This is a genomic window from Hymenobacter lutimineralis (genome assembly GCF_008271285.1).
Lineage (GTDB): Bacteria > Bacteroidota > Bacteroidia > Cytophagales > Hymenobacteraceae > Hymenobacter > Hymenobacter lutimineralis.
This window is the reverse complement of the sequence record NZ_VTHL01000001.1, coordinates 75084-93144: the sequence shown is the minus strand read 5'-3', so window position 1 is coordinate 93144 and position 18061 is coordinate 75084. Positions and strand designations below refer to the sequence as shown.

Below are 18061 nucleotides of genomic sequence, written 5' to 3'. Positions count from 1 at the left end.
TTTGTCGTTGTAAGGCAACGCTATATCTACCCCTATTCCAGCCTCTTTGATCAGCGGATGAACCATAAGAAGCCCACCACCTTTACCCTAACGTCGCCCAACTACTTTTCCATGGCCCTGTTTCTGGGCATGGGGGTTTTCTGTTTTTATCACCAACTGACGCCCCTGGCAATAGGCAGCGTACTGCTGGCGGTAGTGGCTGGCACCAGCGCTAAAACACTGACCTTGGATAGCCACCACCGGCACTACCGGGTGGGGAGCCAGCTGCTCGGCCTCAATTTCGGGGCGTGGCAGGTACTGCCGCCCACGCAACGCATGGTCGTGCGGTATTTCTCCGACTTCATTGTTTCTTCCGGCAAAGGTGGCGGGCTGGAATACGAGAGAAGCCGCCGATATACTATTCTTCTATCGGTACCCGGCCGCCAGCAGGCCGCCATTGTCACAAGCACCCGTAAGTACGACCATGCGGTCCGAATCGGCTGCTTTCTGGGCCGGGCGCTGGGCGTGGAAGTAGTCGGCTTCGACCAGCACAAACAGCAGAAGGTGCTACAGGAAGCCGAATCACAGGACGCTTAATTATCTAGAACACGAAACTAAACGACGCCTGATAAAGCAGTCCGCGCAGGTCGCGGCTGCGCTTGTAGAGCGGAATAAAGTAGCTGGCTTTGTTATCGAGCAGTACGTGGCGCGTTTTGAGCAGCTCCAGCCCCAGGCCCAGGTTTAGGTTCGGAATAAACTCGTTGCGCTGGTCGTCGTTGCGGGTGAGAATGAAGCCCCCCACTTGGTAACTGGTGTATAGGTTGAGGTAACGCCGGCGCCCCCGCCCGAAGTTGTGGGGATAAAAGTCCTGGCCAAAATTGATGACAAACAGCTCATTCACGAAAGCTGAGTCGGTTTTATTGGAAGTAGTGGGCTTATACACGCCCAGGTTGAAGTAGCTTTTCCCGCGCGTGAAGTGGTATTTAATGGCGTAGCCGCGGTAAGCCATGCTGGTGAGGCCCGGCTTCGGATTGTCGAGGCGCAGGTAGCCGTACTCAACGCCCGGCATGTTCACGAAGGAAATCTTGTGGTTGCCATTGGGGAAGCTTACCTCATCATAGAGACGCACCACCACATAGGCCAGCGAGTCGTGGGCCTGGTAGCTGGTTATCTCGCGGCGCAACGTGCGCAGGCGAGTTTCGGCGGCCGTTGCCTGTTGCTGTAAGGCCGGGCGGTCGGCGGCGGCTAAGGTGCCAGCCAGCTGGTCTTCCAGCCGGCGCAGGAGCGCAGCCTCAGTGGCCACCTCGTCGGCAAGCTGCTGGCGGTGCGCCGTCAGGTCCTGGGCATTCAGGTTGTTCTCATGCTGGTAGCCCAGCCGATCTGCCACTGAGTCCAGGGCAGGGAGCAGCTGGCGGGGCAAAGTAAACTCGGCCTGCAGCTGGCTGGGGCTTTCTTCTTGCTTGATTACCTGCCGGGCCCGGCGCCGGATGAAGTCGCGAAGCTGAGCTTTGCTTTCTGGCAAGCGGGTAGTAGCCAGTGTGAGGCGTTTTTGAACCGGATATGAACCGTTTTCCTGGCTCTGTGCCCGTAAGGGAGTCATGGCCAGTAGCCCCAGCAGGAGCGTAAGCAGGCCAACGAAGAAAGTAGTGGTTGCTTGCATGGCAGCGCAGTAAGGATATCAACTGAGGCTGATGATCAGCATCTGGCCTGCAAATTGGCAGTAGCCGCCGGCAGCAACCATCCCAGAATTAGTTGCCGCAGGACATTACAACCCCATGTTTAGCGCTACCAACCGCAATCAATTATCTTTAAATAAGCAGATTACCGAATATTCAATCAGACTTCTAATTTCCTTCCATATGATACGGCAAAAGCACACTAGGCCTATTGGCTCAAGCCAGCAAACAGCTATTCCGGCCGGATGTGGGCAGTCGGTCCGGGTGGTTTATACATCAGTCCGGGGATTATCCTGCTCCCGCGCCATCCGCCGATGCTTCCCCACCCCAATAATCTGGGCCGAGTAAATGCCCCGATGACCGGAGAACAGGTAGGCTACCACGCAGGCCAGCCCCAGGTACGCAGCGGCGCCGGCCCCAAACAGCTCCAGGCCCATAAGGGTGCAAGCCAACGGTGTATTGGCCGCGCCCGCGAAAACGGCTACGAAGCCCATAGCCGTGAGCAGGGCCACTGGCAGCGGCAGCACCAGGGCCAACGCGCTGCCCAGAGTAGCCCCGATAAAAAACAGCGGCGTCACCTCCCCGCCTTTAAAGCCGCTGCCCAGCGTGAGGGCCGTGAGAGCGAGCTTCCAGGCAAAATCGGTGGGGGCAGCGGGCGCACGGAATGCCTCTACAATAACCGGAATACCTAACCCCTGGTAGCGGGTTGTGCCCGAGGCCCAGAGGATGAGCAGCAACAGCCCCCCGCCTACTACGGGCCGCAACGGCGCATACTGAAGGCGGGCAAACTGCTGACTTATCCAATGCGTGAATGTGGCGAAAGAGCGGGCCGTCAGGCCAAACAGGGCCCCAACCAGCAGCGTGCAACCGAAGCCCAGCGGCGTGAGGGGTAGATTAGCCAGCTGCGGATAGGCCGTGTGCCCCACGCCCCAGCCGCGGGTTACCAAGTCAGCGCTGACGGCGGCCAGAAAGGCTGGCAGCACGGCATCGTAGCGCATGGAGCCCAGCAGAAACACTTCCAGCCCGAAGACAGCCCCGGCCAGGGGTGTGCCAAACACAGAAGCAAAGCCCGCGCTCATGCCGGCAATCAACAGCAGGCGTCGCTCCGGGGGTGGCAGCCGGAGTAAGTTGGTAAGCTGATCGGCCAAGGCCCCACCCATCTGCACGGCCGTGCCCTCCCGCCCCGCCGACCCGCCCACCAGGTGCGTCAACAGGGTGCTGCCCAGCACCAGGGGCACCATGCGCAGGGGCAAGACAGTGCGGGGCGAATGGATTTCTTCGAGGATGAGGTTGTTGCCGCGCCCGGCCCTTTCTCCCCAGTAATGATATGCCAACCCAATTACCAAGCCTGCTACGGGTAGCAGCCCGATTACCCACGGATGCGTTTCCCGCCAGTACGTAACCCAATCCAACGACACCAGGAAGAACGCCGATGCCGAGCCCGCCAGCACGCCTACCACCCCACCAATCAGGACCCAGCGCAGCAACAGAATAGCCACCGCTGAGGCGCCAGCCAAGCGCATAGAAGCCAAATGTCGGCGAAAAGTAAAGGGGAAACGGGCCATAGTGCGCAGTATAGGATGAAGCACTCCGGCCAGGTTTGCCTGGCCGGTTTCGTAGGAATCATCAGCGCAGAGCAACTGGCCCCGGCGGTTCGCGGTGGAAATCCATCACCGTACGCGGGGCGAAGATACGCAGCCGGCCCAACTCCTGTACAAGGCTTGTGCCTTACGGAGCGTCCGGGGCAGGTATTGGCTAGGCTTTTCGCTCCCGCCGGGTACCTAAAATGAGGAGAACCAGCAGCAGAAACGCCGTGATGCCTAGCCCCCACCACGTGATGCCGGGCAGGCCGCGGTAGTAGGGCATGGTAGTCGGGTAGCGCCCCAGCAAGCTTAGTCCCGAAAACAGCAGAAACGCCACGGCTAACAGGGCAATAATCGTTCTGGAGACCAGCTGGTCGGCTTTGCGCAAAAGCAAAAGGTAGCCGCTCAGCTCCACCTTCACGCGCAAATCCCCCCGGGAGACCTTGCGCATGATCTGGCGGATGTCGGCCGGAAAAGTCTGGAGCAAGGCCAGCAACTGGGTACCCGTGTACTCGGCTTCGCTCAGGATGTTCTCGGGCGAGTACTGCTCGGCAATGATACGCGCCCCGTAGGGCCGCACAAACTCAAAGGTATTGAACCGGGGGTGCAGCACTTTGCCAATGCCCTCCAGAATCACTAGCGCCCGCAGGATCAGGAACACCGCGCCGGGCACCTGCAGCTTGTACTTATAGATGACTTCTTGCAAGGCATCGGCCAGGTCGCTCATGCTCATGTCCTGCACATCGAGCGTGGAGAAGTCCTCAATCAGGTCGCTGAGGTCCGACTCAAAGGCGCGCATGTCGGGAATGTCGCTGGTAAGAGCCAGGCGACGGAAGCTTAGGGCCATGCCCCGGGCATCTTGCCGGGCCATGCCAATGAACACGCCCGCAAAAGCATATTTCTGCTGCTTAGTGAGCTTGCCCACCATGCCAAAGTCGATGAGCACGATGGTGCCATCGGGGCGCACCAGCACGTTGCCGGGGTGAGGGTCGGCGTGAAAGCGGCCGAATTCGAATATCTGGGTGAGGTAGATATCCATGCCGGTTTCGGCCACTTTCTCGGGGCTCAGGTCCCAGGCCAGCAGCTGGGCCTTGTCGGTAATCTTGCAGCCGGCCACAAACTCAATCACCAGCACTTTGGTGGTGCTTACCTCCCGGAAGGGCTTGGGAATGTAGAAGCTTTCGTACTGCTCGTAGAGCTTGCGAAACTGCTCCAAGTTGCGGGCCTCGGAGGTGTAGTCCATTTCCCGGGTCATGCTCCGCTCAAAAGCATCCACGATGTCTTCGGGGTTGGCCAGGCCCTGCTTGCGCAGGAAGCCGCTGGTCAGGCGCACCAGCTCGTGCAGCAAGCTAAGGTCAGTGCACACTTTTTCCTGCACATCGGGGCGCTGTACTTTCACTACCACTTCTTCCCCGGTAAGCAGCTTGGCTTTGTGCACCTGCCCAATGCTGGCCGAGCCCAGGGGCACTTCCTCAAAATCACTGAACAGGTTTTCCAAGGGCTGCCCCAGCTCCTGCTCAATGATCTGCCGGGCCAGCGCCACCGGGAAGGGGGGCACATTGCTTTGCAGCTTTTCAAACTCGTCAATCAGCGGCTGCGGCAACAGGTCGGCGCGGTTGCTCAGGGCCTGGGCCAGCTTGATGAAGGTGGGTCCCAGCTCCTCGATGATCATCCGAATCCGCTCCCAGCGCGTGGTTTCAAACACGGGGCGCTCGGCGTGCTGCCAGGTCAGGCGACGCTTGCTGGATACCAGGCGCCGCAGGGCCGTACTGGTTACTACGTCTTCGAAGCCGTAGCGCACCAGCACTTCCACTACCTGCCGGATGCGGCCCAGATTGGATATCGTATTTTTAAACATGCCAGGAGGAAGGGCAGAAGAGAATCAGAACTGCAAAGTACGGCGTTGGCCCGACCCCACAACAGCAAAGCCAGCACCACTAGGGGCGCTGGCTTTGCTTAGGTTTCTCCCACCCCGGGCGGGAGGCTCAAAACTACGAGGCCGACGACGTGCTGTCGGCTTCGCTCTTGGCGGCACCGGCTTTGGCAGCGGCCGATTTCTGCGTTTTACCAGCGGCGGCGCTGGTTTTGTCGGCGGCTTTTTTCACCGTGCCAGCCGCTTTGCTGGTAGCGCTGCTGGCGGCGGGCTTGGCCGGAGTTGCTTTCTTACTGGCCGGAGCCGCCGGAGCCGAAGAAGCAGCCTTGGTGCCTTTCACGCTGCGCTTCAGGTCTTCCAGGTCAGCGTTGGGAGCTACGCCCACGCCTTTCAGCACCTTGGCGGCTACGCCCGAAATCTGCTTTTCAAACTCCTTGCGCTTGGTATCGGCGTTTTTCTTCAGGTCGTCCATGATTTTGCGGCCTTCCTGTTCCGACAGCTTGCTGTCCTGCACCAGCTTGTCGATAGTGGTCTGCACCCGGTCGGTGGTGAGCGAAACAAAGCCAACGCCAGCGTTGATGACTTTTTTAAACAGGTCTTCCATGGGACTGAAGGGTTAGGGAAAGAGGAAAATGAACAACCACGGCAGCGGCCAGGCACATTCGAAATAGTATGCAAGCCTACTACTTTGCAAACCTACGAAAAGAAGGCTATATAGTTGGAAGTGAGTAGAAAGATTTTTTCTGCTACAACTTAAATCCCCAATCCTTCTCTTAGGATTGGGCCCGCATGCGCCCCGGCTGGGCCGCTCCCCCGCGGCTGGCGGTGCGGCGGGCAGCTTGCAGCGTAGCAGCCGCCGCCGCCTGCGCCGCCCAGATACCGCGCACAAAGCCGGCCGCATCGTCGAGAGCCTGGCGCGCCTCGGGCAGCACGCGCCAGAACAAATGCCACCAGTGCACCAAGCCCTGGAAAGCCTGTAGCGTGACGGGCACGCCGGCCCGGCGGGCTTTTTCCACAAAACTTAAACCGTCATCGCAGAGCACTTCGGCATCGGAGAGCTGAATAAGCAAGGGGGGCAAACCGTGCAGCTCGGCCTGGCCTGGCGAAACCAAGGGGTGCGTAAGGGGCGTAGAGCCGGCGTAGTGCGTGCCCCAGTCGCGGATCTGCAGGGCTTCCAGCAGCTGAGTTTCTTCCTGGCACACCTCGCGCAAGACCCGCTCCGGCAATACCAGATCCGTCCAGGGCGAAAGGCCAATAATGGCGGCGGGCTGAGCTTCGCCGGCTTCGCGCAAGCTCAATGCCAGGGCCAGGGCCAGCCCGCCCCCGGCGGAGTCGCCAGCCACAATGATGTTTTCGGCGGGGTATCCTTGGCCGCGCAGCCAACGGTAGGCCACCAGGGCATCTTCCAGGGCGGCTGGAAACGGGTATTCCGGGGCTTTGCGGTAATCAATGGTGAAAGCCGGCAGGCCACAGCGCTGGGCCAGGGTTCCAATCAAACTGCGGTGCGTGTTCAACGACCCCAGCACGTAGCCACCCCCGTGCAGGTACAGGAGTACCCGGCTGTTATCGGCCTGGGCCGGGCGCAGCCACTCCGCGGCCATACCATCCACGTCGACGTCCTCCAGAAAAACGTTCCAGGGCATAAACTGCAGCAGCGAGCTGAACTCAGCAGCCAGGCGGACGTTGGCCAGCCGCGGGCGTGAAGTGGCCAGCGCCGGCGTAGCCGCGGCTAGCAGCTGCTTGAGCAGCAAGTGTTGAGGGGAAGGCATGCAAACGGGGAATTTTGCCGGGCGAAGCGGGCAGCCGCCAGGCTGGAAAAGCAGAGGAAGGGCGGAAGCAGCGCGGGCTGCGTCAAAAAATACGCATTTACCGGCAGTTTCTGGTTGCTATACGCAATCAGATCTTTTGGGTATGGCCACCAAGGCCGGTGTGGCTAAGGCTTCGTGCCCAGCGGTGCTTTTTTGGGGGCTTTTTTTCCGAGCTGATGCCCGCGGTAACCACGAATGGCAATGGGAATCCAACCCAGAATAGGAATGAAAAACGCCAGCGTGAATGGATTCCGCCAAACCATGCGCCACCACGCTCCCGGGGCGCTGAGGTTCAGGCGGAAGTCGCGGCGGCCGTGGCGCACGTACTGCCGCTCAAACTCCTGAAACAACGCCGGCCAGGCCCAGGGCAGGAAAAACGGAAAGTACCGGCGGTTTTCTTTCATACGCTGCCACAGCTCCCGCCACTGGTAGGGCTGCTGGCCATGGGCCTGTACGGCGGCATCCAGCTCTACCTGCATGCGTTGGCGCACTTGCTCGCTCAAAGCCAAGTAGTCTTCCCGGGTAAGGTCTTCTGGAGCTTTGTCCGTAAGCTCGTAGGGGCGGATGCGCTGGCCCAGGACAAAGGTGAGCTTGGCCGGAAACGCCATGTAGAAGCACCAGGGCTGCAGCAGCACTAGTAGGATGATGGGCCCGAGGGGCAGGAAGGGAATACCAATCTTCTTGCTCAGGTTGTTGATCCAGTCCCAGCTATAGGCGTACGGATTCAGGTATTCGCCGTTGATGGTGTAGAACGGCACGATATCGGTGCGGTGCTGGATGCCCAGGCGCACGATACTGGTAGCCAGGCGCTGCAACTGGTACTTCCGGTTGAACCCTTTCCCGATGCCGGGCACCCCTTCGGGGTAGAGCATCAGGTTGTGGTCCTGGTAGTACATCATGGTTTCGAAGTTGAGCGTGGTGGCGTCTACGCACCCGCACTTCTTCCAGAAGTCCTTTACCAGGAAGGGGTTCATGAGCACCGACTGCGAGAGCAAGGGCGCCGACAGGGGCCGGGGCAGGTCGCTGGGCACGCGCAGCTCGCGCAACAGGTGCGCCAGGGCCACCATGGCATCCCAGGGAAAGGCCATGCCCGAGTGGTTGGAGGCAAAGATGAGCGGCCGCTCGGGGTTGTTAGGCTGCGGAAAATCCTCGAAGCCCACCAGCTTGGAACGAAACCATACCCGGTCGAGCAGTTGTAGAATGTTTTCGTCCAGGGTACGGGCAAACTCCTCGTCGAAATAATCGGAGTAAATGTGCTGATTAGCCTGAATGGCGGGCGGCGGCTGGGGCAGCGTAGTAGAAGAGGCCGTGGGCATCGGGCAGTCAGGGGCAGACGAAGGTGGGCAGGTAAGGTAGCGAAATTGCCGAAAGCGGCCTAGCGCCGTTAGATCTGCCGCTTGAGCCGGATAGTGGCCGTGTATAGCTCTCCATCGGGGCGGCGCACCACTAGCAGGAGCTGACGGCCATCCGAAGAATGCAGCATGCGGCTGATCTGAGTTAGCGAAAAGACGCTGGCCGGCAGCAGATTGATGGACACAAGCTGGTCGCCAGGCACCAACTTTGCCTGCGCAGCGGGCGAATTGGGTTGCACTTTCAGCACAATATAATTGCGGTAGTCCTCGCCGGTGGCCAGCAGCTCCAGGCCGCACATGTCGTGCTCAAACGGGTCCTTAAACAGCTCGTTTGGCTTCAGCAGCAAGCGGTTGTGCGGATAGTCGATTACCACCGTGAAGCGCTTGAGCAGTTCAAACCCCAGGTTACCGTTGCGTTCGGAATTGGTTCGCTGATGCACCTCGGCGTTATCGGGAAATGACGTGAGCATGTTGGCAATCCGGTACCGCCCAAGTTCCAGGGTTTGCACCCGCCCCAGGTAGCCGTTGATGAAGCCACTGAGCCCCCGCCCCAGTTGGGAGCGAAGCCGTTGCGCGGGTAGCTGCAAGCGGGCATCTGAGCCAGTTTCCACGGACAAGGCGTGCCCGGCCCCAGTGTCGAGCACCAGCTTCAGGGGCAGCTGCAGGGAATCGGCGAAGGTGACGGCTGTTGTCACGTACGATTTGCTGCCTTCCATGGACAACGGCAGCATGGCCCACCGACGGCTCCGCGGGGCCCGGTAGCGCGTGGGCTCATAGGCTATCAGCCGCGACTCCGTCGGGCGCACCTCTACGATCAGGCTATGAAAGATATCGGAGCCCAAGATACCGTGAATGGGCATGCCTACGTAGCTGGAGAGGTCCAGCACATCATCCGACAGCACCATCAGCGACATGCTCGGCGCTACAATACCGTCCAGTTCCGCCCGCACATCGTTAGAAATATAGGCTTCCAGGGCGGCTTCCTCCCCTACACCTACTACCCGAAACCGCTGCCCGACTTTTAAGCCTAGCTCGGCCTGCAGACCGGGGTCGGTAAGCAGACTCACGCCCACCCCGGTATCGAGCATAAAGTTGAAAGGACCTTTGCCGTTTAAGCGCACTTTCACAATCATCAGATTGCGCTGCATCTCAAATGGCACTATAACGTGGCGGGCCCGGGGATTAACCAGCTTAAACAAATTGGCCTGCTGCCCAACCACGGGGACGGTCAGAACCCCGGATAAAAGCACGCAGGCCAGCAGGCGGGAAAGCCATACTTGCCAGAACAGTGGGCGGAGCAACCAACAGGTGAACATTTCGGAGGGGACATGCGGGTCGGGTAATATAGCAAAAAAAGCAGTTCCGCGCAGCCCTCTCCCCCTCGAATTATTCGGGCAGTACCCATTGATTCTCTGGATCGTACCAGAGCTGGCCGGCCTCAATGCGCAGGGGAGCCGGCACGTTGTTGTGATACAGCTGCCCGGTACCCAGGCCCTGGGGCATACCCTGCGTGGGTTGCTGGGCGGTGTACTGGCTGATGGCATTTAGGCCCACGTTTGATTCCAGGGCGGAAGTAAGCCACCAGCCCAGCTCCTGTTGCCGGGCCAAGGCTATCCAGTGACTAGTGGCAGCTAAGCCTCCCAGCAGAGTTGGCTTCAGAACCAGATAGGCAGGGCGCACCGTTTCCAGAAGCTCGGTTTGCCGGATTTTGTCGGTAAGGTTGATCAGCTCCTCGTCGAGGGCAATGGGTACGGGCGAACTTCGGCAGAGGGAAGCCAGCGCCGGCCATTGGCCGGGCTGAATGGGCTGCTCAATGGAATGCAGGGAGAATTCGGCCAGCTGCTGCAGCTTGCTCAGGGCCTCTACCGGGCGGAACGCGCCGTTGGCATCTACCCGCAGCGTAAGCTCTGCGGGGCTGGCCTCCCGCCGAATCAGCCGGAGCAGCTCCAGCTCCGTGGCGAAGTCGATGCCGCCGATTTTCAGCTTTAGGCAGGTGTACCCCTCCGTTAGTTTCTTCCGGATCTGCGCGCGCATAAACTCCGCATCCCCCATCCAGACCAGCCCGTTGATGGAAATTCCTGCTTCGCCCCGGCTAAAGGGGGTATCGAACAGCTGGCGCTGCCCACCCTGCTGCCAGTCCAGCAGGGCGGTTTCCAGGCCAAAGCGCAGGGCCGCCCATTCGGGCTCCACCAGCTTTTCTACCACCGCTTCCGGCGCGGCTCCAAAGGACTGCGCGTTGAACTCCTGGCAGAGCTGCTGCAGACGGGCTTCGAAACCGGGGCCATAATCGGGGCTCAGGCCGGCCAGCGGAGCAGCCTCTCCCAGCCCCGTGCGCCCGGGCTGCGCGTCATCGGAGAGGTGCAGGTACCAGGCCAGGTGCTCGGTGAGGGCGCCCCGGGAGGTGCGGGCCGGAAAGTTGAAGCGCAGGGCGCGCTGGGAGTAATGCAGGTGCAGAGCCATAAACAGCAAAACAAAAACCGGAAACCAAGAGGCGCAAAGGTAGCCCGCCAAGCTGGGCCGCAGCGGCAGTAAAACCCCGGCTGGCGTTTCTGAGTTAGACCACCGTACTTACGGCCTTTCCATGCCTGCTGCCATGCCCGAGCTTGCTTTCTCTTCTGCCTTGTCGTCGGCTGCCCTGGCCACCCGCTATACCCAGGTGCGGCAGCAAACCGAGGCCATCTGCCGCCCCCTCTTGCCCGAGGACACTGTGGTACAGCCCATGCTCGATGTGAGTCCGCCGAAGTGGCACCTGGCCCACACTACCTGGTTTTTCGAAACGTTTCTGCTGCAGCAATACCAGCCCGGCTACGTGGTGCACCATCCCGATTATGCCTTCCTGTTTAACTCCTACTATAACTCTCTGGGGTCCCGGGTAAACCGGGCCGACCGGGGTACCCTCTCCCGCCCTGCGCTGGCCGAGGTATATGCCTACCGCGCCGCCGTAGATACGGCTGTGCATCAACTTCTCGACGCCCGGGCCAATGCGCTGCCGGCTTCTTTCTACGAGCTTTTTGAGCTGGGCCTCCAGCACGAGCAGCAGCACCAGGAGCTCCTGCTTACCGACATTAAATACATCCTTAGCACCAGTCCGCTGGCGCCAGCCTACCAGCCGGCCAAGGCCGTAGCGGCTTCCTCGGCTCCACCAGTCACGTGGCTGGCCGTGCCGGGCGGCGTCCATACCGTGGGCCTGCAGGAAGAGGGCTTCAGCTTCGACAATGAGCTGCCCGCTCACCCGGTGTACGTGGCCGACTTTGAGCTGCAGAATCGACTCGTAACCAATGCCGAGTACCTGGCCTTTGTGGAGGCCGGCGGCTACCAGGATTTCCGGTTCTGGATGGGCGAGGGCTGGGACCTGGCGCAGCGGGAACAGTGGCAGGCGCCGCTCTACTGGGTGTCGGGCCCGGCTGGCTGGCAGCGCTTCACGCTCCAGGGGCTGCAGCCCTTGGAACTGGCGGCTCCCGTTACACACCTCAGCTTTTACGAGGCCGATGCCTACGCCCAGTGGGCCGGGGCCCGCCTGCCCACGGAAGCCGAGTGGGAAACTGCCGCACGGTATTTTCAGCCCGATGTAGCCGAGGGCAACTTCCAGGAATCCGGCCTGTATGATACCCGTCCGCTGGCGCCCACCGCCGACCCCGCCCGTTGCCACCAGCTGCTGGGCGACGCCTGGGAATGGACGTATTCGGCCTATCATGCCTACCCCGGCTACGTGCGGGCCGCCGGGGCCCTGGGCGAGTACAACGGCAAGTTTATGGTCAACCAACTCGTGCTGCGCGGGGGCTCCTGTGCCACCCCGGCCAGCCATATCCGCCTGAGCTACCGCAATTTCTTTCACGCCGATAAGCGCTGGCAGTTCACGGGGCTACGTCTGGCCCGTTAGCCGCACGGCTCCGTCTCTTCTTTTCGGCTCTCCCCTGCTTTTCCTTATGCCTTCTTCTGTTTCCACTGCTTCTACTTCTCTCTCCGCATCTACCCAAGCCGCAGGCGCAACGATGGCTGCGCACGTGCGGGAAGGGCTGAGCCGCCTGCCCAAAACGCTGTCGTCGATGTACTTCTACGACGATGAGGGCAGCCGGCTTTTCCAGCAGATTATGCAGCTGCCCGAATACTACCCCACTCGCACCGAAATGGCCATTTTCACGGAACAGGGAGCGGCCATTGGGCAAGCCTTGGCTTCCCAGCCAGGGCAGCCGTTTCGGCTGGTGGAGCTGGGGGCCGGCGACGGCAGCAAAACCAAGGTGCTGCTGCAGGAGCTGTTGGCCCAGGGCGCCGACTTCACCTATGCGCCCGTGGATATTTCGGGCGGGGCTCTGGCGGGACTGGCCCAAAGCCTCAGCCAAGAGCTGCCCCAGCTGCGCGTAGAGCCTATTGAGGCCGACTATTTTTCGGCGCTGGCGGGCCTGCATACGCACGAGCCCAAAGTAGTGCTGTTTCTGGGCTCCAACATTGGCAACTTCCTGCCTGCCGACCGCCAGGAATTCCTGCAGCAGCTGGCCAGCCACCTCACTCCCGCCGACCGCCTCCTCATCGGGTTTGACCTGCAGAAGGACCCGCGCATCATCCGGGCGGCCTACGACGACAGCCAGGGCGTGACGGCGGCGTTTAACCTGAACCTGCTGCACCGCTTCAACCGGGAGCTGGGCGCCGACTTCGACCTGACGGCCTGGGAGCATTACACCGACTACGACCCGCTGAGCGGAGCCGTGCGCTCCTTCCTGGTGAGCCGCCGCGCCCAAACCGTGCAGTTTCCGGAAGCAGATTTCGCCTGTCGTTTCGCAGCCTGGGAGGTTATTCACACCGAAAATTCCTATAAGTTTTCCCGCCCCCAGATTGAGACAATGGCCCGGGCGGCTGGTTTGCGAGTGCAGCATTTTTTCACCGACGAGCGGCAGTACTTTGCGGATGTGGTGCTGGCGCCAGCCGCTGAATAGCTACTTTGCGGCGGTAACGCTAACCTTGCTCGTCTTGTCTTCTTCCCTTATCAGCCTTGCCTCGGGCTACGTGCCTTTTCCGGCTCCGGCAACCGTAGCACAACAACTGCCCGGCCTTCTCGCCCAGCCGGGGGCTTATGCCAGTCCCGTAGCCGGCCTGCCGGAGCTGCGCGCTGCCCTGGTTCAGCGCTTTCCTGCGGTTTCGCCGGAGCAGGTCGTCATTACGCCCGGTGCCAAAGCGGCGTTGTTTTCCCTTTTTTGCACAACGTTGCAGCCTGGCGACGAGGTGCTACTGCTCACGCCCAGCTGGTTTGGCTTCGACGAGCTGGTGCGGCTGGCCGGCGGCACTCTTCGCACGCTGGCGCTATCGGCCGAGGATGGATACGCCCTGGACCCTGCGGCCTTGGCCGCAACCCTCACGCCCCGCACGCGCGTTGTTCTGTTCTCCAACCCCAACAACCCCACGGGCCGCATCTACTCCGCTCCTGAGTTGGCTACCCTGCTGGCCGTGCTGGCTGCGCGGCCCGACGTGCTGGTGGTGAGCGACGAAATCTACGAGCGGGTATCGTTTGGGCAGCCGGTGCCCTCTCTGCTTGGTTTTCCGGACCCCGCCCAACGGCACGTCGTCATCCATGGCTTTTCGAAGTCGTTGGCGCTGGTGGGCTGGGGCATTGGCTACCTCGTTGCGCCCTTGGCAATTGCCCAGGCCTGCGCGCAGTGGCAGGGTAAGACAGCCGCCGCCCCAGCCGTGCCCAGCCAACTGGCGGCCCTAGTTGCTACCCAAGCTGCCGATACCATCGGGGCAGAGCTGCTCCGCTTGCTAACCCCGCGTCGTGAGCAGCTCCAGCAGGGCCTCACGCGACTGGGCCTGCCTTACGTGCCCACGGCGGGCACGTACTATGTATTCGCTGATTTTCGGGCTTACCTGCGCCCTGGCCTGGCCCTAACCGAAGCCTCGGGCGTGCTGGTAGAGCAACTCCGCGCCGGCGGGGTAGAAGTAGTAGACGGGGCCACCTGCCACGCCCCCGGCTATGCCCGATTGTCCTTCGCAGCCTCGGAGGCGGAGCTTACCGAAGCTTTAGCCAGGATCGGCACCGTACTTGAGCAGATTCGGCAGAGTTGAGGGCCGGGGCAGTTGCGGGTTGTACCTTTGCCCCTGCTTTTCCCGCTTCCCATGTCCTTTGCCTCCCTCCGCCCGCATTTCAAACCTACGCTTTTACTAGCTTACCCGGTGGTTATCAGCCAACTGGGCCACGTATTGGTAAACGTGTGCGACAGCGTGGTGGTAGGCCAGCTAGGCACCATTCCGCTGGCGGCCGTATCCCTGGGCGTAAGCGTCAGCACTGTCGTGCTGGTGTTTGGCCTGGGCTTGTCGATGGGCATTACGCCGCTGGTGGCCGCCGCCGACGGGCAGCGCAACGTGGCTCGTATTGGTCAACTGCTGGTCAATGGTGTGCTGCTGTGTACTCTCACGGGCGTGCTCCTGGCGCTATTTGGCTTGGTAGTTCCCTGGCTGCTTCAGTTTCTGCAGCAGCCGGCGGCCGTGGTGGCGCTGGCGGCTCCCTGGGTGCGCATCATGTTCTTGTCGCTCCTGCCGCTCATGATTTTTCAGGGGTTCCGGCAGTTTGCGGAAGGCCTCGGGCTGACCCGGCAGGCCATGTACCTCTCCGTGCTGGCCAACGTGCTCAACGCCCTGCTTTGCTACGCTTTGGTTTTCGGGAACTGGGGCGCCCCCAAAATGGGCATGATCGGCTCGGCCTGGGCTACGCTGATTGCCCGCATCCTCATGGCTATGCTGATGGGCGTATATGTGCTGCGGGCTCCCCGGCTGCAGCAATACCGCACCGGGGCCTGGCGCGCCTCCCAGGAAGTACTTGGCAAACTTGCAAACCTCGGCGCACCCATCGGCGTGCAGATGATGTTTGAGGTAGGCGCATTTAGCATGTCGGCTATTATGATTGGCTGGCTGGGCGCTACGGCGCTGGCCGCGCACCAGATTGCCATCAACGTTGCCTCCGTCACGTATATGGCGGCCAGCGGCATTGCGGCGGCGGCCACCATTCGGGTAGGGCGGCAGCGGGGACTGGGCCAGGCCTTGGGCAGCCGGCAGGCCGGGTACACAGCGTACCTGCTCACGTTTGCCTTTATGTGCAGCATGGGGCTGGTGCTTATTCTGGGCCGCTCGTTTATTCCTACGCTCTACAACCACAACCCGGCCGTGGTAAGTCAGGCGGCTACGCTGCTGTTCATTGCGGCCCTGTTTCAGGTGTCGGATGGGCTGCAGGTAGTGGGGCTGGGGGCGCTGCGGGGGCTGGAAGATGTGAAGTGGCCTTCGATGGTGGCGCTGCTGGCGTACTGGGCAGTGGCCCTGCCCCTGGGCTACGTCCTGGGTTTTGTATTTAATTTAGGCGCAATAGGGGTATGGACGGGACTACTCACAGGCCTCACCCTGGTTGCAGGGGTATTGCTGTGGCGGTTCAACCGCTTTAGCGCCGTACCAGTGAACGAACCAGCGCCCGTGTTGCGTTAGCCCGGAAACAGACTTATTCCGCTGTTCCTGCTATGGTGCTTTCCTTGATTTCTTTGCTGCCGCTGTGGCTGGGCTGGGCAAGCCCAGCCACAGCGGTACCCGTGCACTCTCCCCCCGCCCCTGTCCTGGCTTGGTCGGCGAGCCGGCCGCTGAGCTGGGCCGACTTCCAAGCCCGGCCTGGTGCGCCGGTCACCCTCGCGGCCCTCACCTCTGCCAACATCGACGTGAAAGTGGGCTGCTCGGATTTCAAGTTTTCTGCTGCCGTGAAGGCCGTGTTTACCCCCACTGAGTCCTGGGTGCGCGAGCCGGGTAAGGCTAGCGCCCAGCTGCTCCGCCACGAGCAGGTGCACTTCGACCTGACCGAAGTACATGCCCGGCAGATGCGCCAGAAGCTGGCCTTAATGCAATTCGACTGCGACAAGCTCCAACCTGCGCTGAATAGCTACACCAAAGTGGCTTTCCTGGCCTGGCAGCGCGAAGAGGCCCGCTACGATCAGGAAACCAACCACGGCCTGAATGCCGCCCGCCAACAGCAATGGGAAACTGCCGTGCAGCAGCGCCTCGAGAAGCTCAGTGCCTACGCGTTGCCGGAATAAGCGCTTGGTATGGCCCGGCTCCAGCGTGTAGCTTGCGGTCAAAAGTTAGGAATATGGCAGATGCAGCACCGCCCCTGAGTTGGGCTGAGTTTGAGCGCGTGGACCTGCGTGTGGGCACCATCCTCGAAGCGCGGGAGTTTCCGCAGGCCCGCAAGCCCGCGTATCAGCTCCTGATAGACTTAGGACCCGAAATAGGCCAGAAGCGCTCCAGCGCCCAGATTACCCTGCGTTATCAACCCCACGAGTTAGTGGGTCGCCAGGTGGTGTGCGTAGTGAACTTTCCACCCCGGCAGATTGGGCCATTTATGTCGGAGGTGCTCGTAACGGGCTTCTCTGCTGCTGATGGGGCCATTGTGCTCATCAGCCCCGATGCCCCCGTGCCCAACGGGCAGCGCCTGCACTAGCGCCGGCGGTAGGCCGGAGAAGCCTGATTTGGGGCACTAAGCGGGCCGTAGCGGGCGCGGCGGACCTCCAGCGAATCCAGCACCAGCTTGTACACTTCCTCCAGATCCTTGTCGTGGATGGTGTAGTAGCGGTAGCTTTTGGCGAATGCCGAGTCGCTCACCCCCTGTCGGCGCAAAAGGCTGTCCTTGTACTGCAGAAACAACGCCTGCGCCGAGTCGCTGGTCAGCCGCGACGCATCTACCCGCACCTCTGCCAGGTGAATCTCCGTCAGCAGGTGGGCCATTTCAGGTTTGGGCACCAACGGCGTAGGAGGCGCTATTTCTTCGGGACGCTGGCAGGCAGCCAGCAGCGTGAGGGCCACGCCAGCACAAGCGGAAATCAGTTTCACGCGGCAAAGTTAGGAAGATGCGTTAGTTTAGCCGGAATGAAGGTCCCAGAAGCCACTCCCTTGCAGCAGCTCATCCGTAAGCTGCGTCACTTCGAGATTCGCATTCGGCACGCCGTGGACGCGCAGCTGCAGGGCAACTTCCATTCCGTTTTCAAGGGCACGGGGCTGGAATTCGACGACGTGCGCCTCTACCAGTACGGCGACGAGGTGCGCGCCATCGACTGGGCCGTGTCGAGCAAAGGCCACGGCACCTTCGTCAAAACCTACAAAGAAGAGCGCGAACAGCAGGTGTTGCTGCTCCTGGACGTGAGTGCCTCGCAGCGGGTGGGCGCGGTGGGCCGGCAGAAGCTGGACGTGGGCCGCGAAATCTGCGGGCTGCTGGCCCTCACGGCCACCCGTCAGGATGCCCAGCTCGGCATCTTGGCTTTTTCCGACCAGAAAGAGCTGTACCTGCCCCCCGGCAAGGGCATCCGCCACGCCTACGCCCTCATCAAGGGCTTGTTCGACCTCACGCCCCGCTCCCCCCATACGGCCGTGGCGGCGGGCATCAAGCAGGCGCTGTCCCTGGTAAAGCGCCGCAGCCTCGTCATTCTGCTTTCCGATTTTATTGACACCGGCTACGAGCGGGAGCTGACGATGCTGGCGCGCAAGCACGACCTGATTGTGGTGCAGCTGCTCGACCAGCGCGAGCGGGAGTTTCCGCCCCTGGGCATTGTGCCCCTGCTCGACCAGGAATCTGGCCGCACAATGTGGGTAAATACCTCTTCGGCCGCTTTCCGGGCCCGCTACCGCGCTACCTACGAGCAGAACCGGGAGCAGATTGGGCAGATCTGCCGCCGCCACCGCACGGAGTTTGTCTCCATTGCCACCGATGCCGACTACGTGCCGCAGCTGGTAAACCTGTTTCGGCGCCGCAACCAACGCAGCCGTGGGTAGCCGC

17 protein-coding genes and 1 riboswitch are annotated in these 18061 nt (G+C 61.4%); of the genes, 8 read left to right on the top strand and 9 right to left on the bottom strand.

What is annotated here, in order from left to right; genetic code table 11:
- Positions 1 to 57 precede the first annotated feature (57 nt).
- Positions 58 to 576 carry a hypothetical protein gene (locus tag FY528_RS00405; RefSeq protein WP_149069014.1) on the top strand — a complete coding sequence of 173 codons (519 nt, stop codon included), beginning with the start codon at positions 58 to 60 and terminating at the stop codon, positions 574 to 576.
- A 4-nt stretch (positions 577 to 580) separates the two neighbouring features.
- On the opposite strand, the gene FY528_RS00400 is transcribed toward FY528_RS00405, so the two are convergent.
- The 8 genes from FY528_RS00400 to FY528_RS00365 form a co-directional block, all read right to left on the bottom strand.
- Positions 581 to 1639, bottom strand: coding sequence for a hypothetical protein (locus FY528_RS00400; RefSeq protein ID WP_149069013.1), 1059 nt, complete (start codon positions 1637 to 1639; stop codon positions 581 to 583).
- A gap of 285 nt (positions 1640 to 1924) precedes the next feature.
- Positions 1925 to 3178, bottom strand: a complete 1254-nt coding sequence (locus FY528_RS00395; RefSeq protein WP_149069356.1) for a chloride channel protein — start codon at positions 3176 to 3178, stop codon at positions 1925 to 1927.
- Positions 3179 to 3265: 87 nt separating this feature from the next.
- Positions 3266 to 3339, bottom strand: a riboswitch (Fluoride riboswitch).
- A 71-nt stretch (positions 3340 to 3410) separates the two neighbouring features.
- Entirely contained in the window at positions 3411 to 5096 is a 1686-nt protein-coding gene (locus FY528_RS00390; protein WP_149069012.1) for an ABC1 kinase family protein, read from the bottom strand.
- Between the two features lie 133 nt (positions 5097 to 5229).
- Positions 5230 to 5715 carry a phasin family protein gene (locus tag FY528_RS00385; RefSeq protein WP_149069011.1) on the bottom strand — a complete coding sequence of 162 codons (486 nt, stop codon included), beginning with the start codon at positions 5713 to 5715 and terminating at the stop codon, positions 5230 to 5232.
- A 169-nt stretch (positions 5716 to 5884) separates the two neighbouring features.
- Entirely contained in the window at positions 5885 to 6880 is a 996-nt protein-coding gene (locus FY528_RS00380) for an alpha/beta hydrolase (RefSeq protein ID WP_149069010.1), read from the bottom strand.
- 164 nt (positions 6881 to 7044) lie between these two features.
- Positions 7045 to 8235, bottom strand: a complete 1191-nt coding sequence (locus tag FY528_RS00375; protein WP_149069009.1) for a lysophospholipid acyltransferase family protein — start codon at positions 8233 to 8235, stop codon at positions 7045 to 7047.
- A 68-nt stretch (positions 8236 to 8303) separates the two neighbouring features.
- Positions 8304 to 9587, bottom strand: coding sequence for an aspartyl protease family protein (locus FY528_RS00370; RefSeq protein WP_149069008.1), 1284 nt, complete (start codon positions 9585 to 9587; stop codon positions 8304 to 8306).
- A gap of 70 nt (positions 9588 to 9657) precedes the next feature.
- On the bottom strand, positions 9658 to 10731 hold the full coding sequence (locus tag FY528_RS00365; RefSeq protein WP_149069007.1) for an o-succinylbenzoate synthase: 1074 nt from the start codon (positions 10729 to 10731) through the stop codon (positions 9658 to 9660).
- A 121-nt stretch (positions 10732 to 10852) separates the two neighbouring features.
- On the opposite strand from FY528_RS00365, the gene egtB reads away from it, so the two are divergent.
- From egtB to FY528_RS00335, 6 genes are all read left to right on the top strand, one after another.
- The gene (egtB, locus tag FY528_RS00360; protein ID WP_149069006.1) at positions 10853 to 12151 is read left to right on the top strand and encodes an ergothioneine biosynthesis protein EgtB; all 1299 of its coding nucleotides are present in this window, start codon (positions 10853 to 10855) and stop codon (positions 12149 to 12151) included.
- Positions 12152 to 12197: 46 nt separating this feature from the next.
- A complete protein-coding gene (egtD, locus tag FY528_RS00355) occupies positions 12198 to 13202 on the top strand; it encodes an L-histidine N(alpha)-methyltransferase (RefSeq protein WP_222931770.1) in 1005 nt (334 codons plus the stop codon).
- Positions 13203 to 13236: 34 nt separating this feature from the next.
- Positions 13237 to 14325, top strand: coding sequence for a pyridoxal phosphate-dependent aminotransferase (locus FY528_RS00350; protein WP_187631930.1), 1089 nt, complete (start codon positions 13237 to 13239; stop codon positions 14323 to 14325).
- A 51-nt stretch (positions 14326 to 14376) separates the two neighbouring features.
- Positions 14377 to 15732 carry an MATE family efflux transporter gene (locus FY528_RS00345; protein WP_149069004.1) on the top strand — a complete coding sequence of 452 codons (1356 nt, stop codon included), beginning with the start codon at positions 14377 to 14379 and terminating at the stop codon, positions 15730 to 15732.
- A 101-nt stretch (positions 15733 to 15833) separates the two neighbouring features.
- Positions 15834 to 16328, top strand: coding sequence for a DUF922 domain-containing protein (locus FY528_RS00340; protein ID WP_187631929.1), 495 nt, complete (start codon positions 15834 to 15836; stop codon positions 16326 to 16328).
- A 53-nt stretch (positions 16329 to 16381) separates the two neighbouring features.
- Positions 16382 to 16732, top strand: a complete 351-nt coding sequence (locus FY528_RS00335) for a tRNA-binding protein (protein WP_149069002.1) — start codon at positions 16382 to 16384, stop codon at positions 16730 to 16732.
- Here the strand turns inward: FY528_RS00335 and FY528_RS00330 are convergent.
- A complete protein-coding gene (locus tag FY528_RS00330) occupies positions 16729 to 17121 on the bottom strand; it encodes a DUF4296 domain-containing protein (protein ID WP_149069001.1) in 393 nt (130 codons plus the stop codon). The genes FY528_RS00335 and FY528_RS00330 overlap by 4 nt on opposite strands.
- Before the next feature lie 36 nt (positions 17122 to 17157).
- On the opposite strand from FY528_RS00330, the gene FY528_RS00325 reads away from it, so the two are divergent.
- On the top strand, positions 17158 to 18057 hold the full coding sequence (locus FY528_RS00325; RefSeq protein WP_149069000.1) for a DUF58 domain-containing protein: 900 nt from the start codon (positions 17158 to 17160) through the stop codon (positions 18055 to 18057).
- Positions 18058 to 18061 lie beyond the last annotated feature (4 nt).

Coding starts and splice junctions, on each gene's coding strand:
- FY528_RS00405 (WP_149069014.1), top strand. CDS start 58: ATGAACCATAAGAAGCCCACCACCTTTACCCTAACGTCGCCCAACTAC.
- FY528_RS00400 (WP_149069013.1), bottom strand. CDS start 1,639: ATGCAAGCAACCACTACTTTCTTCGTTGGCCTGCTTACGCTCCTGCTG.
- FY528_RS00395 (WP_149069356.1), bottom strand. CDS start 3,178: ATGCGCTTGGCTGGCGCCTCAGCGGTGGCTATTCTGTTGCTGCGCTGG.
- FY528_RS00390 (WP_149069012.1), bottom strand. CDS start 5,096: ATGTTTAAAAATACGATATCCAATCTGGGCCGCATCCGGCAGGTAGTG.
- FY528_RS00385 (WP_149069011.1), bottom strand. CDS start 5,715: ATGGAAGACCTGTTTAAAAAAGTCATCAACGCTGGCGTTGGCTTTGTT.
- FY528_RS00380 (WP_149069010.1), bottom strand. CDS start 6,880: ATGCCTTCCCCTCAACACTTGCTGCTCAAGCAGCTGCTAGCCGCGGCT.
- FY528_RS00375 (WP_149069009.1), bottom strand. CDS start 8,235: ATGCCCACGGCCTCTTCTACTACGCTGCCCCAGCCGCCGCCCGCCATT.
- FY528_RS00370 (WP_149069008.1), bottom strand. CDS start 9,587: ATGTTCACCTGTTGGTTGCTCCGCCCACTGTTCTGGCAAGTATGGCTT.
- FY528_RS00365 (WP_149069007.1), bottom strand. CDS start 10,731: ATGGCTCTGCACCTGCATTACTCCCAGCGCGCCCTGCGCTTCAACTTT.
- egtB (WP_149069006.1), top strand. CDS start 10,853: ATGCCTGCTGCCATGCCCGAGCTTGCTTTCTCTTCTGCCTTGTCGTCG.
- egtD (WP_222931770.1), top strand. CDS start 12,198: ATGCCTTCTTCTGTTTCCACTGCTTCTACTTCTCTCTCCGCATCTACC.
- FY528_RS00345 (WP_149069004.1), top strand. CDS start 14,377: ATGTCCTTTGCCTCCCTCCGCCCGCATTTCAAACCTACGCTTTTACTA.
- FY528_RS00335 (WP_149069002.1), top strand. CDS start 16,382: ATGGCAGATGCAGCACCGCCCCTGAGTTGGGCTGAGTTTGAGCGCGTG.
- FY528_RS00325 (WP_149069000.1), top strand. CDS start 17,158: ATGAAGGTCCCAGAAGCCACTCCCTTGCAGCAGCTCATCCGTAAGCTG.